Source organism: Mucilaginibacter sp. (assembly GCF_036568825.1).
GTDB lineage: Bacteria > Bacteroidota > Bacteroidia > Sphingobacteriales > Sphingobacteriaceae > Mucilaginibacter.
In genome coordinates this window covers 1-15,375 of the sequence record NZ_DATCRU010000002.1, presented here as the reverse complement: position 1 = coordinate 15,375, position 15,375 = coordinate 1, and the positions used below count along the sequence as shown (strand labels likewise).

General features: G+C 40.5%; 14 protein-coding genes. 4 read left to right on the top strand and 10 right to left on the bottom strand.

Features of this window, described 5'->3' with window-relative positions; translation table 11 throughout:
• Position 1: 1 nt before the first annotated feature.
• From VIM89_RS00310 to sucC, 4 genes are all read right to left on the bottom strand, one after another.
• On the bottom strand, positions 2–451 hold the full coding sequence (locus tag VIM89_RS00310; RefSeq protein WP_488154115.1) for a hypothetical protein: 450 nt from the start codon (positions 449–451) through the stop codon (positions 2–4).
• 36 nt (positions 452–487) lie between these two features.
• A complete protein-coding gene (locus VIM89_RS00305) occupies positions 488–1,108 on the bottom strand; it encodes an L-threonylcarbamoyladenylate synthase (RefSeq protein ID WP_488154114.1) in 621 nt (206 codons plus the stop codon).
• Between the two features lie 118 nt (positions 1,109–1,226).
• Entirely contained in the window at positions 1,227–1,769 is a 543-nt protein-coding gene (locus VIM89_RS00300) for a YceI family protein (protein WP_488154113.1), read from the bottom strand.
• Between the two features lie 299 nt (positions 1,770–2,068).
• Positions 2,069–3,262 carry an ADP-forming succinate--CoA ligase subunit beta gene (gene sucC, locus VIM89_RS00295; RefSeq protein WP_488154112.1) on the bottom strand — a complete coding sequence of 398 codons (1,194 nt, stop codon included), beginning with the start codon at positions 3,260–3,262 and terminating at the stop codon, positions 2,069–2,071.
• Positions 3,263–3,448: 186 nt separating this feature from the next.
• Here sucC and VIM89_RS00290 point away from each other — a divergent pair, with 186 nt between their 5' ends.
• The 4 genes from VIM89_RS00290 to VIM89_RS00275 all read left to right on the top strand — a co-directional run bounded on the left by VIM89_RS00290 (position 3,449) and on the right by VIM89_RS00275 (position 6,668).
• Complete coding sequence (locus VIM89_RS00290; protein ID WP_488154111.1) at positions 3,449–4,102, top strand: ABC transporter ATP-binding protein; 654 nt, start codon at positions 3,449–3,451, stop codon at positions 4,100–4,102.
• Positions 4,103–4,109: 7 nt separating this feature from the next.
• Positions 4,110–4,418, top strand: a complete 309-nt coding sequence (locus tag VIM89_RS00285) for a hypothetical protein (protein ID WP_488154110.1) — start codon at positions 4,110–4,112, stop codon at positions 4,416–4,418.
• Positions 4,405–5,022 carry an HAD hydrolase-like protein gene (locus tag VIM89_RS00280; RefSeq protein WP_488154109.1) on the top strand — a complete coding sequence of 206 codons (618 nt, stop codon included), beginning with the start codon at positions 4,405–4,407 and terminating at the stop codon, positions 5,020–5,022. The genes VIM89_RS00285 and VIM89_RS00280 overlap by 14 nt, the downstream gene beginning before the upstream one ends.
• A 68-nt stretch (positions 5,023–5,090) precedes the next feature.
• Entirely contained in the window at positions 5,091–6,668 is a 1,578-nt protein-coding gene (locus tag VIM89_RS00275; protein ID WP_488154108.1) for a S41 family peptidase, read from the top strand.
• 60 nt (positions 6,669–6,728) lie between these two features.
• Here the strand turns inward: VIM89_RS00275 and smc are convergent, their stop codons facing one another.
• The 6 genes from smc to VIM89_RS00245 form a co-directional block, all read right to left on the bottom strand.
• Positions 6,729–10,265 carry a chromosome segregation protein SMC gene (gene smc, locus VIM89_RS00270; protein ID WP_488154107.1) on the bottom strand — a complete coding sequence of 1,179 codons (3,537 nt, stop codon included), beginning with the start codon at positions 10,263–10,265 and terminating at the stop codon, positions 6,729–6,731.
• 81 nt (positions 10,266–10,346) lie between these two features.
• Entirely contained in the window at positions 10,347–11,129 is a 783-nt protein-coding gene (locus VIM89_RS00265; protein WP_488154106.1) for a PhzF family phenazine biosynthesis protein, read from the bottom strand.
• 124 nt (positions 11,130–11,253) lie between these two features.
• Entirely contained in the window at positions 11,254–12,690 is a 1,437-nt protein-coding gene (locus VIM89_RS00260; RefSeq protein ID WP_488154105.1) for a hypothetical protein, read from the bottom strand.
• Entirely contained in the window at positions 12,690–13,688 is a 999-nt protein-coding gene (locus VIM89_RS00255; RefSeq protein WP_488154104.1) for a pepsin/retropepsin-like aspartic protease family protein, read from the bottom strand. The genes VIM89_RS00260 and VIM89_RS00255 overlap by 1 nt, the downstream gene beginning before the upstream one ends.
• Positions 13,689–13,793: 105 nt before the next feature.
• Positions 13,794–14,654 (bottom strand): sigma-70 family RNA polymerase sigma factor, encoded by an 861-nt coding sequence (locus tag VIM89_RS00250; RefSeq protein WP_094570678.1) that lies wholly within the window; start codon positions 14,652–14,654, stop codon positions 13,794–13,796.
• Between the two features lie 148 nt (positions 14,655–14,802).
• The coding region (locus VIM89_RS00245; protein WP_488154103.1) for an MBL fold metallo-hydrolase at positions 14,803–15,375 on the bottom strand (573 nt) is incomplete at its 5' end.

Genomic DNA, 15,375 nt, shown 5'->3' with positions numbered 1-15,375 from the left:
ATCACATATCGAAATCAAATGTATTGGTCGAATAGACAATTTCGGTATCCGGGTTCTTTGATTTTACCAGGTCTATAAACTCATTAAGCATAACACGATCATAATCGGGATAAAACCTTGCAGCTCTTTTTAAACTGTTGGCTTCATATTTAATCTTCCACATATATCTGCGGTTTATGGTATATGCAACCATTTTGATTTTATAAATATCCCTTAAATCAACTGTTATTTCTCCACCCGACCTGCTGATGTACATGTTTTTATCATCAAACTCTATGGTATCCGGTAAGTAAAATAAAAAAGCTATCATTTGGCCTACAACAATAGCTGCAATTATATAAACCCACCATGGTGGGGATGTTTTAATTATAAGCAACGGAAATACAATGAAAATGACAACAATGAGAATTTTGCCAAAAGTCACGTCATGAGAGAGTAGCTTGCGTTCCATTATTGTGATTGGGTTTTAAACGAATGTAGCAAATCTTTACAAATACAACTCCAATTCCCCCTTACCTTCACGAACAATCTCAAACTCACCCTGAGTGCAATCTACGATGGTAGATGGTATATTACCACCATAGCCGCCATCAATTACGATGTCAACCTGATCTGCATATTTCTCTTCGATCAGTTCAGGATCGGTAGAATATTCAATGATATCATCCTCATCGTGAATAGAGGTGGAGAGGATAGGATTACCAAGAGCTTTTACTATTTCGCGGGCTATATTATTATCAGGGACACGGATACCTACTGTTTTTTTATTGGAACTTAATAATTTGGGTACGTTATGGTTCGCATTAAAAATAAAGGTAAACGGTCCGGGCAATGCCTTTTTGAGCACACGGAAAGTAGCGTTATCAATCGGTTTGATATAATCTGAGATGTGGCTCAGGTCGTAGCAGATGAAGGAAAAATTAGCCTTTTCCGGTTTTATATGCCTGATCTGGCAAATCTTTTCAATAGCTTTCTGATTAGTAATATCACAGCCCAAGCCATAAACGGTATCAGTAGGATAGATGATCAGTCCGCCGCGACGAAGTACATCGGCCACCTGTTCAATTGCTTTCGGGTTTGGGTTCTCGGGATATATCTTTATCAGCATAACGGTTTAACAAATATACCTCCTGATCGCTTTAAAAAAGAAAAAGCCACTTGCTTTCGCAAATGGCTCTTGAAAATTATCTAAATCCGAAATCGGCAATCCGAATTCCGAAATCAAATTATGCTTGTTTTGCAAGCTGTGCGTTGATGGTCAGCTTAATATCTTCGCCAACTACAACTGAACCTGCTTCTGTTACGCCATCCCAGGTCAAACCAAATTCTTTACGGTTGATCTTACCTGTGATTTCGAAGCCAGCTTTAGTGTTGCCATAAAAGTCAGTTGCAGCACCGCCGAATTCTACCTCTAACGTAACAGGTTTGGTTACGTCTTTAATAGTCAGATCGCCTTTTAATTCATACTCGTCATCACCGGTTTTTGTAAACGAGGTTGACTGGAATTTAATATGAGGGTATTTTTCGGCATCAAAGAACTCCGGACCTTTCAGGTGCTCATCGCGCATGGTCTGGTTAGTATCGATGCTGTTGATATCAATAGAGAAATTGATTTTTGCATGCTGGAAATCTTCATTTTCAGATTCTACAGTTCCTTCAAAACTTTTGAAGAAACCACTTACAGTTGATATAACAAGGTGTTTAACCTTAAACTGTACTTCAGAGTGCATTGGGTCAATTGCCCATTTGGTTGCGGTTTGTGTTTCCATGGTCTTTAAATGCTTTAATGATTGTTTTATGAAGCAAAGATAAATAATATATGTTTAAACATCTATTTTATTCAGGAATATTACATTATGTCGACAAATTGTATAGACTTTAACCTTTCAGGCCGGTTTTTGTTCGGTAAAACGAGCAAATCAGTTAATAAAACAAATCTTTATTTTAAATATTAGCTGAATATGAAGGAAACAAAAAAAGCCCGTTAAGGGCTCTTTTTGTAAATTCTAATATCTAAGTTCTAAACTCTAAATGCTAGCCTGATTAACTAACACTAGTTAACTGATCACTACTTTTTCAATACTTCCTCTACACGCTGAGCGGCTTCTTTAAGCAGGATGGCAGAATAAACTTTCAAGCCTGATTCATCGATCAGTTTTTTAGCTTCTTCAGCATTTGTGCCTTGCAGGCGAACTATGATAGGGACCTGGATATTTCCTAATTCCTTGTAAGCATCGATAACACCCTGTGCAACACGGTCGCAGCGAACGATACCACCAAAAATATTGATCAGGATGGCTTTTACGTTTGGATCTTTCAGGATGATGTTGAAAGCAGCTTTTACAGTTTCAGCATTAGCAGTACCGCCTACATCAAGGAAGTTAGCAGGTTCGCCACCAGCAAGCTTGATAATATCCATAGTAGCCATCGCCAAACCAGCGCCATTCACCATACAGCCTACGTTGCCATCAAGCTTCACATAGTTCAGGTTTGATTTGCTGGCTTCAACTTCATTAGGATCTTCTTCGTGGAAGTCGCGCAGATCAGCAAAGTCGGGATGGCGGAACAAGCCGTTATCATCCAGGTTTACTTTAGCATCTACGGCTAATATTTTATTGTCAGATGTTTTTAAAACAGGGTTGATCTCGAACAGGGATGAATCCGTAGCATCGTAAGCTTTGTATAAAGCAGTAACGAATTTCACCATGTCCTTAAAGGCGTCGCCAGAAAGACCTAGATTGAAGGCGATCTTACGCGCCTGGAATGGCTGCAACCCAACTTTCGGATCTATCTCTTCTTTAAATATCAGGTGAGGGGTATGTTCAGCAACATGTTCGATATCCATACCACCTTCGGTAGAGTACATCACAATATTCCGGCCTTTTGCACGGTCAAGCAGTACGCTGACATAGAATTCTTTTGTTTCACTTTCGCCAGGATAGTAAACATCCTGAGCCACTAATACTTTGTGAACCTTTTTACCTTCGGGACCGGTTTGAGGGGTTACCAGCTGCATACCTAATATTGCGCCAGCTTTTTCCCTAACTTCGTCCATATTTTTTGCCAGCTTAACACCGCCGCCTTTACCGCGACCGCCGGCATGTATTTGCGCTTTAATTACAACCCAACTTGATCCTAAATCTCCTTTTAATTTTTGAGCGGCTGCAGCGGCCTGTTCAACAGTATCGGCAACAATGCCTTCCTGCACCCTTACTCCAAAGCTCTTTAAAATGGCTTTACCCTGGTATTCGTGAATATTCATGTTGTGTGAAGAATTTGCGCCAAAGCTAATTCTTTTTGTTGAAATGTTGTAAAGTTGAAAGGTTGAAATATTGGATGAGATCGCAATAAATTCAAAAAATGGATTTACATTAACAAATGGAGAAAATTGAGCCAAAAAAAATAACTTTACAACCTTAAAACATTCCAACTTTACAACTAACTACCCATGCTCAAAGCCCACGCTATACATAAATCATACGGACAACTTAAAATTTTAAAAGGGGTAGACTTTGAAGTAAACAAAGGGGAGATCGTGACAATTGTTGGTGCTTCAGGTGCAGGGAAGAGCTCACTGTTAAATATATTGGGTACGTTGGATAAGCCTGACTCGGGGAGTGTGAGCATTGGTAATACTGACATAAGCAAGCTGAGTAGCAAAGACCTGAGCGCGTTCAGAAATAAACAGATTGGCTTTGTGTTCCAGTTTCACCATTTATTAGTGGAGTTTAATGCGTTGGAGAATGTATGCATACCGGCATTGATAGCAGGGGATAATAAAGTGACAGCGGAACAGAAAGCGAAGGTATTGTTGAATCGGCTGGGTTTAAAGGATAGAATGACTCACAAACCCGGCCAACTTTCGGGCGGGGAGCAGCAAAGAGTAGCAGTGGCACGTGCTTTGGTAAATAATCCGGCGATGATTTTTGCGGATGAGCCATCAGGTAACCTGGATTCGACAAATGCTAATGAATTGCATCATTTGTTCAGTGAGTTAAGGGATGAGTTTCATCAAACTTTTGTGATCGTAACGCACAATGAGCATCTGGCGGAGTTATCGGACAGGAAAGTGTTGATGAAAGATGGTTTAATTGTTCAATAAATATATAGTGTATACGCTTATAACAGGAGCAACATTAGCAGAGGCATACCGGTTGAAAAATGCTTTGGGAAGGGAATACCTAATATTAGGTGACTATATGGAATTGCCGGATGTATTAATTCAATCGGGTAAAGTTATAAGCTTACCAGACCCTAAAAATGCAGCCTATACACACCAGGTGCTGGCTTTATGCCTGGATAAAGGCATAAATAGTATATATGCTTTGCGCAACGACGAAAAAGAGTTATTACTGAATGCAAAACAATTGTTTTGGGAATACGATATACAAATAGAGATTGCGGATGATAAAGTATAGCGAGATCGACCCACGTAAGGACGCTTTTGTATTTGAACTGGATGATGTCCTTTATCCTGAGAAAGATTATCTATATCAAATTTACTACCTGTTCACGGCGTTCCTCGAATACACGGAAATGATCGACGCCAGAGAAGCAACCTCATTTATGGTAGACACGTACTTAGCACAAGGGAAGGAGGTCGTTTTTGATCGCCTGAAAGAAAAGCTTAGTCTTGATGAAAAGTACAGGCAAAACTTTAAGCATCTGAACATCAATGCTAAACTTCCCTTAAAATTGCTGCTTGATGACGGACTGCTAACTTTTATGCAGGATATTGTTGTTGACCGGAAGAAGATATTTATTCTGACCAACGGCAACCCCGAGCAGCAGCTTAATAAGATAAAACAAACGGAATGGCATGGACTTGAACCTTACCTTACCTGTTATTTTGCAGATGAGATAGCTCCAAAGCCCGAAACCGATAGCTTGGATTTACTGATAAAAAATCATAACTTACAGCGACGAAACATTTTAATGATCGGAAATTCGGATGTAGACAGGCAATGTGCAGATGCTTCCGGTGTGGATTTAATTAAGCCAATTGAGTTTTCAGAAGTCTGACTATAACATATTTCCGTATCTTCCGTTAAAGTCACAATATTTCAGATACAGGTCATAATTGCTTTAATATGAAAAGATTTTTTTACTTAATTTTTGTTTTGGGCGTTTTGTTCATTGCGGCTTGTAAGAGCAACAAGAAAATAAATCCGACTCCAACCCCAACTCCAAACGATACATCAGCCACAGTTCTTGATAAAATTAAGGATTCGGTTTTTTTGTATGCCAAGGAAGATTATTTGTGGTATACGTCACTGCCGACATATGCTACGTTTAACCCGAGGGCTTTCACCGGTGGCGATGATATTACTGCACTGACTAATGAGGTTAATGCTTTATCGCAGTATGCGATTAACCCGGCTACGAATCAGCCATATGAATACTACTCAGATGACCCGGGAGAAGCAAAATATTCTTTTATAGATGACGGAACAGTATCTGCTGAGTTAAATGGCAACAGGGGAGATTTTGGCCTGGGGGTAAATTTTTATCAAACTGTTAACGACTTACGTATTACTTACGTATACCCAGGTTCGCCTGCCGATTCTGCACATATCAAAAGAGGCTATTTAGTAACAAGTGTCAATGGTAGTACTAGTATTTCATATGATGGAGCTAACGGGCCTAATATAGCTTTCCTCAACAATTCATTTTTTAATAGTAATACAATTTCCCTCACACTTCAAAAACCTGATGGAAGCACCCTTACTGTCAATAATATGAAGATCGCATCCTACACGGTTAACCCTGTGCTTAAAGACACTATAATTACTACTGCCAATGGGCATAAAGTAGGTTATGTGGTGTTTAATAGCTTTACAGATACCAAAACCAATGCTGCACCTGCGTTAGCACCTGTATTTGCTAACTTCGCGGCACAAAACATAACGGATTTAGTAGTGGATTTGCGTTATAATGGTGGTGGATATGTGAGTACTGCAGAGTACATTGACAATTTGATTGTGCCTGCAGCCAAAACAGGTTCAGTTATGTATAAAACTTACTATAATGATATATTAAGTGCCAATAAGGAAGTACTCTTATCAAAACAATGGCGCAGGGATCCAAATACTCAACAACTTTATAACTATGGCCCTGATTATATTGACTATTCACCTACTTCCCCTTATAATACAACAAATTTTGCTAAAAGCGGAGGTTTAAATGTAGGCCGGGTATTTTTCCTCATTACAGGTGGAACAGCATCAGCAAGCGAACTGACAATCAATAACCTTCGCCCGGTAATGGATGTAGAAATGATAGGAGAGCAAAGTTATGGCAAGCCGGTTGGGTTTTTTGATATCAATATAAATAAATACACCCTGTATACCCCTGAGTTTTATACCCAAAATTCAGCTAATCAGGGCGGTTATTATACAGGGTTTACACCGGGGTCAAACGGTTATGCCGGCTTTGCAGCTAACGATGATATGAGCAAAGATTTTGGTGATCCTACCGAAGGGCTGTTTTCACATGCGTTGAGTTATATTAATACAGGCACCTATTCTATGCCAACACAAAGTGTACAAAGTATTAATTCAAAATATCGTACATTATCGCTTGCAGAACGTGTATCTGTAGCCAAAATATTAAATGGTCATAAGTTTACGGGGATGATAGCTCACAAAACCATGAAACTTAAAAGGTGATAATATTTATCACAGAAAATTTAAAGAAGCGCAAAATGATATTTTGCGCTTCTTTAAATTTTAGTCGGCAAGTTCCCTGAGATCGACCGGCACAACTCTTGATATTCCCTGCTCAACCATGGTTACACCATAGATCACATCGGTACTGGCGATGGTTCTTTTGTTATGTGATACGACGATGAACTGCGATTGTCCGGAGAACTCGCGAATGATGTTGTTAAACTTATCAATATTCGTATCATCCAAAGGCGCGTCCACTTCATCAAAAATACAGAATGGGGCAGGCTTCAACAGGTAAAGCGAAAACAGTATTGCGGTTGCAGTCAATGTCTTTTCACCACCGGAAAGCTGGTTGATAGATAATGGCCGTTTGCCCTTTGGACGGGCAATGATATCGATATCAGACTCGAGCGGATTTTGCGGATCGGTTAAGATCAGGTCGCAGGAGTCCTGTTCATTAAACAATGAACGGAACACTTTAATAAAGTTTTCACGCACATTAGTAAATGCCGTCATAAACTTTTCGCGTGCCGTATCATCAATTTCCTGTATAGTAGCCAGCAATGATGTTTTTGCTTCGATCAGGTCTTTCTTTTGCGATTGGATAAACTCGAAGCGCTGGTTCATCTCATTATAAGCTTCGACAGCTAATGGATTGATCGGTCCGAAATCATCCAGCTGTCGTTTTAACTTATCTGTTTTTTCGCGTAGGTCGACTTCATTTTCACTTTCAGGCGGCTCAGCATCCAGCAATTCGTTGATATCTATATTGAATTCGACCGATAACCTTTCTTTTAAAGCATTCAGCTCTATTTTCAGGTTGTTCTTCTGATCCTTCAGCTCATTTTCAATTACTTCAGCCTGATCCTTTTTACGGCGCAGTGCTGTAATATCATTTTCAGTTTCGGTAATCTTACCGCGCCAGGTATAGTATTCCTGTTCAGCCTGCTGGGTTGCCTTTTCAAGCTCTTCTTTCTGGCTGTACATTTCCAGCAGGTCTTCATCCGAGTGATCAGCTTGTGCCAGGTTTTCGGTGATAGCCTGCTTCACCTTTTCCAGTTCAGAATTGTTTTGAGTGATACGGCTTTCGAGACTTTCCTTTTGGGTCTCGCGATAGTCCATATCTTTTACCAAGCCAGATACCTTATTCTGTTGCTGATGGAAGCGGATGTTTTCTTGATTATAGCGATTGGATTGCACCGAAGTATATTCGTTTAGCTCATTAAAGGCCAACTGTTTTTCGTTGAGCAGATCACTTTGAATGTCTTTTTGTGTTTTTAGCTCTGCAAGCTCAGGTTGCAAACGCAGCATATCTTCTTTAATGCTGCTGATCTTTTGCGCGATGTCTTCCTTGCGGTTACGACTATTCTCAATAAAGGCTTGATATTGTTCTTGCCGGGTTTTTACGGTGATGAGCTCTGTATTCAGACGATTAAGATCTTGTTGTTGCTGATTAATCTCGCTGATTTTTCCGGAAGCTTTGAATGCAGCGAGTTTATTTTGCAATTCTTCTGCCTTGTGACGGAGCTCGATCAATCCGTTATCAATTGATTTGATCTCCTTAGCCAGGTTCTCCAAATTTTTAGCACGACCAATACGTTTGCCTTCGAACAAGCCAACCGAGCCGCCGGCCATGGTAAATTTTGACTTGTTGAACTTACCGCTTTTGCCGATCAGTACCAAATCGCCATGAATAGCGGTGTTGTTCAGATCATTTTCTGTCGAGTCATTTACCAGGTAAACATTTTTCAACAAGTGATTGCAAAGACCCAGGTATCGCTTTTCGACCTCAATCACACTTAAAGCCGGTATAGCATCGGCGATTGATGCAGGAGTAACAGGAGAGTTATCATAGTTGCTCAATACAAAAAACTGCGCTCTGCCTTTTGATGAATTGCTGAGAAGGTTGATAGCCGAAATAGCTTCGTCATAATTTTCAACCACATAATAGTTCATCAAAGGCTCCAGGTAGTTTTCAATAGCCACCCGGTATTCTTCCTGGCAAAAAAGTACATCGCTAAATAGGGGAGCGCTTTTGGCCCAGCCCGCTGTCTTTTTCAGGAAACGGATAGATTCAGGGAAACCTTCAAGGCTATCAACCATACTCTTGGTAAGGTTATACTCATTCTGCTTGGCGTCAAGCTTGCGGCTTTCTTTAATGATGGTATCTCTTACAGTTTCAGAATCCGCTTCAGTATCTTTTATTTGTTGCTGCAGTTTATTCTCAAAATCGACGAGTGTTTCCAGCTCTTTCTCCATTGATTCAGCCCTGCTTTGTAACTCAGCAACTACCTGGTTAAAGTGCGAAAGCTCGGCTTCTTTATTAGTCGCATCCTCAATATTTCGTTGACTTTCCTGTTCCAGTGCCTGTTCCTGTATCTGCAGGATATCAATATCCTTCTCAGTTTTGTAGATTTGATTTTGCAGGCGGTTATTGATGCTGGTCAGCTCATTCAATTCAGCACGGGCTGATCCTTGTTGTTCCCGAAGTTCATCAACAGCTAGTTTCAGGTCGTTTACCAAAGAACGAATAACTTCCAGGTTTTCATCTTCCTGAGCTTTTTCCTCAGCAAGACGTTTGATATTATATAAAACGTGATTCAACTGGTTGCGGTCGCGTTCCAGTTCCTCTGTTAAACGCGCTTCCTTGTCCTGCTGAAATTTCAGATGTTCGTTCTTGATCTTTTTCTCGCTTTCATAAGCCCGGATCTTAGAAACATACTCGTTGGTAGCTTTTTGTTGGGTCGAAAGATTTTTTTCTTTGGTTAGGCTGTCCAGTTTCTGTTGTTGAAGGTCAGCCTCCAAAGTGTCAATTTGTGCAACGATACCCAATTTTTCCCCATGTTGCTTTTGCTCCTGATCGTCGATCTTATTCAGCGAATCGCTGAATGAAATGATCTTGAACGAAGCCAGCATGATGCTCAGCGTTTTATATTGCTCCTTAAGTCTGTAGTAACGCTCGGTCTTTTTAGCCTGATTCTCTAAAGTTTTAAGGTTCTTTTCAATCTCTGATAGCAAATCCTCTACACGTTCGAGATCGGCCTCGGTATCTTTTAACTTATTGAAAGTTTGCTTTTTGCGTAGTTTGTATTTGGATATACCGGATGCTTCCTCGAATAAATTACGCCGTGAGCCTTCTTTGTTATTGATGATCTCATCAATCATCTTTAGCTCGATAATAGAGTAGGAATCAGCTCCGATACCTGTATCTAAAAAAAGGTCGGTGATATCCTTTAAACGACATTGAACATCATTTAGCCGGTATTCACTTTCACCTGCACGGTATAGCTTACGGGTTATGGTAACCTGTGAGAATTCTGTAGGAAGAATATTTTTGGTATTATCGAAGGTAAGCGAAACCTCGGCCAGGTTAGCTGCCTTACGGTTTTTGGTACCATTGAAAATGATATTCTCCATTTTTTCAGAGCGGAGCATGCGGGTACTTTGCTCACCCAGCACCCACCTGATGGAATCAACAACATTGGATTTACCGCAGCCATTCGGACCCACAATAGCCGTAACGCCCTCATTAAAATTGATCGTTATCTTATCGCCGAAGCTCTTAAATCCCTTAACCTCTAGTTTAGTAAGCTGCATATCAGTTATGAGTAGTAAGTGTCGAGCAGTGAGTTGTAATAGTAGAAAATCTACTCACTACTCACCATTCACAACTCACCACTAAATAAATACTTCTCCTTTTAAATAGGTAACGGCATTGCCGCTCATTAGTACGCGTTCGCCTTTGTTTTCGCACCAGAGTTCGCCTTTGCGTGATGATAACTGGTAAGCATGTAACTTCTCCTTGCCCAGTTTATTGGCCCAGTAAGGTATCAGATTGCAATGGGCTGAACCTGTTACCGGATCCTCTGGTATCCCAGCTCCCGGAGCAAAGAAACGCGAAACAAAATCGACAGTTTTACCCGGTGCAGTTATAATCACACCAACCGTATCCAGTTTTGATAACGCAAAAAAGTCAGGTGATATATCCACGATATCATTCTCCGACCCATAAACCACAAAATAATCTCTTGAACGATAAGCTGCTATCGGCTCCTTGCCTAATGCTTCGACCAGACCATTTGGTAGTTCTATCGGAATAGGAGGGCGCGAAGGAAAGTCCATTGTGTATTTGTCGCCATCCTTTTTTATAGTCAATACACCTGCTTTTACTGTTTCAAAATTTATGGTATCACCTTTATAACCCAGCTCAGTAAATATGATATGTGCCGAGGCCAGTGTAGCATGTCCGCACAGATCAATCTCGTAGGCAGGGGTAAACCACCTAAGTTTATAACCATCACCATTCTTTACAAAAAAGGCGGTTTCGGCCAGGTTGTTTTCTGCCGCTATCTTTTGCATCGTTTCATCAGACAGCCATTCAGTCAGCGGACAAATAGCAGCCGGGTTCCCTCCGAAAAGATGATTGGTAAAAGCATCAGCCTGGTAAATAGGGATAGTCATAACAAAACATTTAGCCGATAAATGTACCTTTTAATTATTAATTATTCAATGTAACGGAGGTCAAATCGAACGTTTTGAGCATTGAAAATGCTAGAGATTATGAGCGGAATGATTTAGTATGGATTTACTCTATCCACAAAACAGAATTGCCGTTGTCAGAGTCATTGTCTTCCCAATATTTATTGCCGGGATCGCGTATCCATTTTCCGTCGACAATAAATTTGTACAGGTATTTTCCTGGTTTCAGGTTAATACTGATCGTCCATTCATCGCCATTATGGGCCATTGTGTATCCGTTTTTATCCCAGTCAATGAATGTCCCCGATAGCTTTACCGATCTCGCGTTTTTAAATCCTTTCAAACGGAAAGTGTAGTTGGGCTTTGCAGCCACGAATGAGTTTGTAACACCTTTTTCAACCATATAATTCTGGTTCTGCGGGTCAGTGATCCATCGACCATCCACTATAAATTTATAGTCGTAATTGCCCGGGTTGAGTATCATCGGTAATGCCCATCCGTCAGCTGTCTTTTTCAAGAATATTTTATTGGGCGCCCAATCATTGAAGTTGCCGGCAACGGACACTCTTTCAGCATTGGTATATCCGTTTAATTTGAAATGAACAACTTCACCCAGCATCAGCACACAATTTATTTTACCATTATCGTCCTTTTCTTTAACGGAATTGGCAGGATCGGTTACCCACTCACCATCCACCATAAAACGATAGGTGTGTTTGCCGTCGCCCAGGTATAGCTGTTTCTCCCAGGTATTACCGTGCCGCTCCATAACTAGTTCATCGGGATTCCAATTGTTAAAATCCCCTGCCACGCTTACTCTATGGGCCGATGCATACCCTTTCAGCCTAAAAGTATAATTGTATTTATAATAGACCGAATTGACATTCCCGTTACCATCATCGGCATCCTGTAAGTTATTTGGATCAGTGGTCCAGCGGCCCTGGATGATGTATTTATACTGGTAAACCCCGGGAGCCAATTTTACATCGATGATCCAGCCACCGTCGGTTTTGGTCATGGAGCCTTTAAGTGTGCTCCAACTATTAAAGTTACCTGAAAGCATTACCCTTTTTGCCCGGGTATATCCCGGCAGCATAAATCGGGTCAATCCAGATGGTAATTGATATACAGTTATCCTCGAAAACCGATTTATACCAAATTTTACTTCAGCAGGGTAGCCCGGTTTACCATCTATCTGCGGTATTTGTAAGCTGATGGTATAAGGGTCTTTAGGCGGATTTTCATTCAATTTTTCCAGCGAGCGATCAAAATGATACAAACTACCATCATGATCAACTATCGTCCAGCCATCTTTATCTAATGCTGTAAAATTTGCTTTCTGAACTTGATCGGGCGTAGCGCTAACCCCAGCGATAGTCAATATACTGTCCAATGTATTTTTAGAAGACCGAATATCAATTTGCAGCACCAGGTGATTATCGTCCGTAATACGCAGTGAGTTACGACTTTGGGCCATAGCGGTTTGAATATTGCTGAGGAGCAAAACCGCTATAAAAACCATATATCCGTAACACCTTTTCATTATTGGTGGCTATAAATGTACATTTCAAATTCTTTTTTTACGAAGTTGATCGTAAATATCCCGCGCGTAAAAAAGTCGTATCCTAAAATTCCGTCCATGGATTGCCCGTAAAAATGCCCCATTTTCTCCAGACTGGTGATCGTAACCCGGTTATTCATAAACACCTGGTCGCCAACCGTCATCTTATCAATTTTTACGTTAATGATTTCAAATTCTGAGCCACCAACTCCGGTCAGTTTCGACCTGTTGATGATTTCCATGGTCTTCATCATCTTTTTAGAATGATTGTAATCCAGCAGGTTTACTTCGGCGCCGGTATCAAATGCAAACCACATTGATTTATCATTGATAGCGCCTTTCAGATAGATCACATCACCAGCATATCTGAAGGAAGTCTTCAATTGTGGGTTAGAATATATTTGTTCATTTGGGTTAATATCACCATGCTCATCCAATTTGTGAATATAAAGCTGATTGTGGAATAAATCGACTGTAATGGCCAGTTTTGAGAATAAACGAGTGCCCAGCAAACCTAATATTTTGATGTGCCTGCCATTTTCAAGTGCTGAGAGATCAGTCACATCTGCAGTTAGCCTGGAATAATGGAGATCGAGAATGGAAAAGTTTTTTACTACCGTAGAGAAAGTCCCCGAAGAAGCGCCATTAATACCACCTGCTTCCTGATCTTCAATCCTGGGCATATTTCTGAAATAGGTGGTGTTTAACACAAGATAGGGTGCACCGGTATCTAATATGAAGTTACCCTGCATGGTATCGATCTGAGCTTCCACAATGATCAAATTTCCTGCTCTTTTTATCGGAACAACGAGGTTATTATAATCTCCAAAAGGCTCCGGATCGTCTGCAATAGTTTTAAGATGAAATTTTTTCAGGAAAATGGTTTTCCCGGGATTGGGTTTTGGTTTTACAATGCACAGGCCCTGGTTCCAGCAAAATACTGAAAGCAGCAGTAATAGTGATAAGCCAAACCTGTTCATTATGATAAGTATGAAACTTTACCATAAGACGTCTTGAAAATCGTGAGTGTTACAAAATTTAACTCACAAAAAAGCCCCCGGTGGTTTACCGGGGGCCCTAAAGGATTAACCTAAATATGATTTCAGAATTTTACTTCTTGATGTATGCCTCAATCGTTGCAACGCTTTGTCTTTTATCTGGCGAACGCGTTCGCGTGTCAGATTGAACTTTTCGCCGATTTCCTCCAGCGATAGCGGATGATTGGTGCCTAATCCGAAGAACAATACGATAATCTCACGCTCACGCTCGGTAAGCGTAGAAAGCGAACGTTTAATTTCTTCAGACAATGACTCGTTGATCAAAATAGAGTCGGTGTTGGGTTCCTGGTTTTCCAATACATCAAGCAGCGTATTTTCTTCGCCTTGTACAAACGGCGCGTCCATCGATACGTGACGTCCTGAATTACTTAATGTATCAGAGATCTTGTCGACAGTAGTTTCCAGCATATCGGCCAGTTCTTCCGGAGATGGCTCACGCTCATACTCTTGCTCTAATTTTGAGAATGCCTTGCTGATCTTGCTTAATGAACCCACCTGGTTCAACGGTAAACGAACAATGCGTGATTGCTCTGCAATAGCCTGTAATATGGATTGACGGATCCACCATACGGCATAAGAGATGAATTTGAAACCCTTAGTTTCGTCAAAACGTTTTGCCGCTTTAATAAGGCCCAGATTGCCTTCGTTTATCAGGTCGCCAAGTGTAAGGCCCTGATTTTGATATTGTTTTGCAACTGACACAACAAAGCGCAGATTGGTCTTCGTTAATCTTTCAAGAGCGGCTTGATCGCCCTCTCTGATCTTTTGTGCCAGAATTACTTCTTCTTCTGCAGTGATTAAGTCAACTTTACCAATTTCGTGAAGATATTTATCAAGCGATTGTGATTCGCGATTGGTAATAGATTGGGTTATTTTGAGTTGTCTCATCTATATTTATTACCTCAATTCTTACTTTAGAATTGAACGTGCAAAGGTATAAAATTGTTATGAGAAAATAACAACCCAATCTATCTTTACATTCAAATTAAAATAAGTAGCTTTTTAAACTTAATAATTGATCGATTAACTATTTGATTTACAGTTCGTTCAGTTTAAAAGTATCCTTAACTCTTATGCCTCTTTCTGTCTGTTGTATTGTACAGCATTCGTTTACAGGATCGTGCTCAAAATACAAAATATATTCCTTTTCCAAGGCTTCGCCCAAAAATATTTTCTTTTCGTTAAGGGTTTTTAACGGGAACATATCATAGGCCATTACATAGGGTAGAGGCAGGTGGCCCACAGATGGCAGAAGATCAGCCATATACAATATTTTCTTGCCTTTATAGCTAATCAAAGGCAGCATCATGGCATCGGTATGGCCGTAAACGAAACGGACATCAAAACCCTCCATAAAATGAACTCCATCTTTGGAGTCAATGAACTTTAATTGCCCGCTTTCTTGTATTGGTAGAATATTCTCCTTCAAAAAAGACGCTTTTTCACGATCATTTGGATTTACTGCCCAGTCCCAGTGCTGCTGGTTGCTCCAATAGGTAGCATTCTTAAAAGTCGGCACTAGTTTTTCGCCGTCCCGCTTCACAGCACCGCCAACATGATCGAAATGCATGTGTGTAAGGAACACATCAGTAATATCATCGGTTGTAAA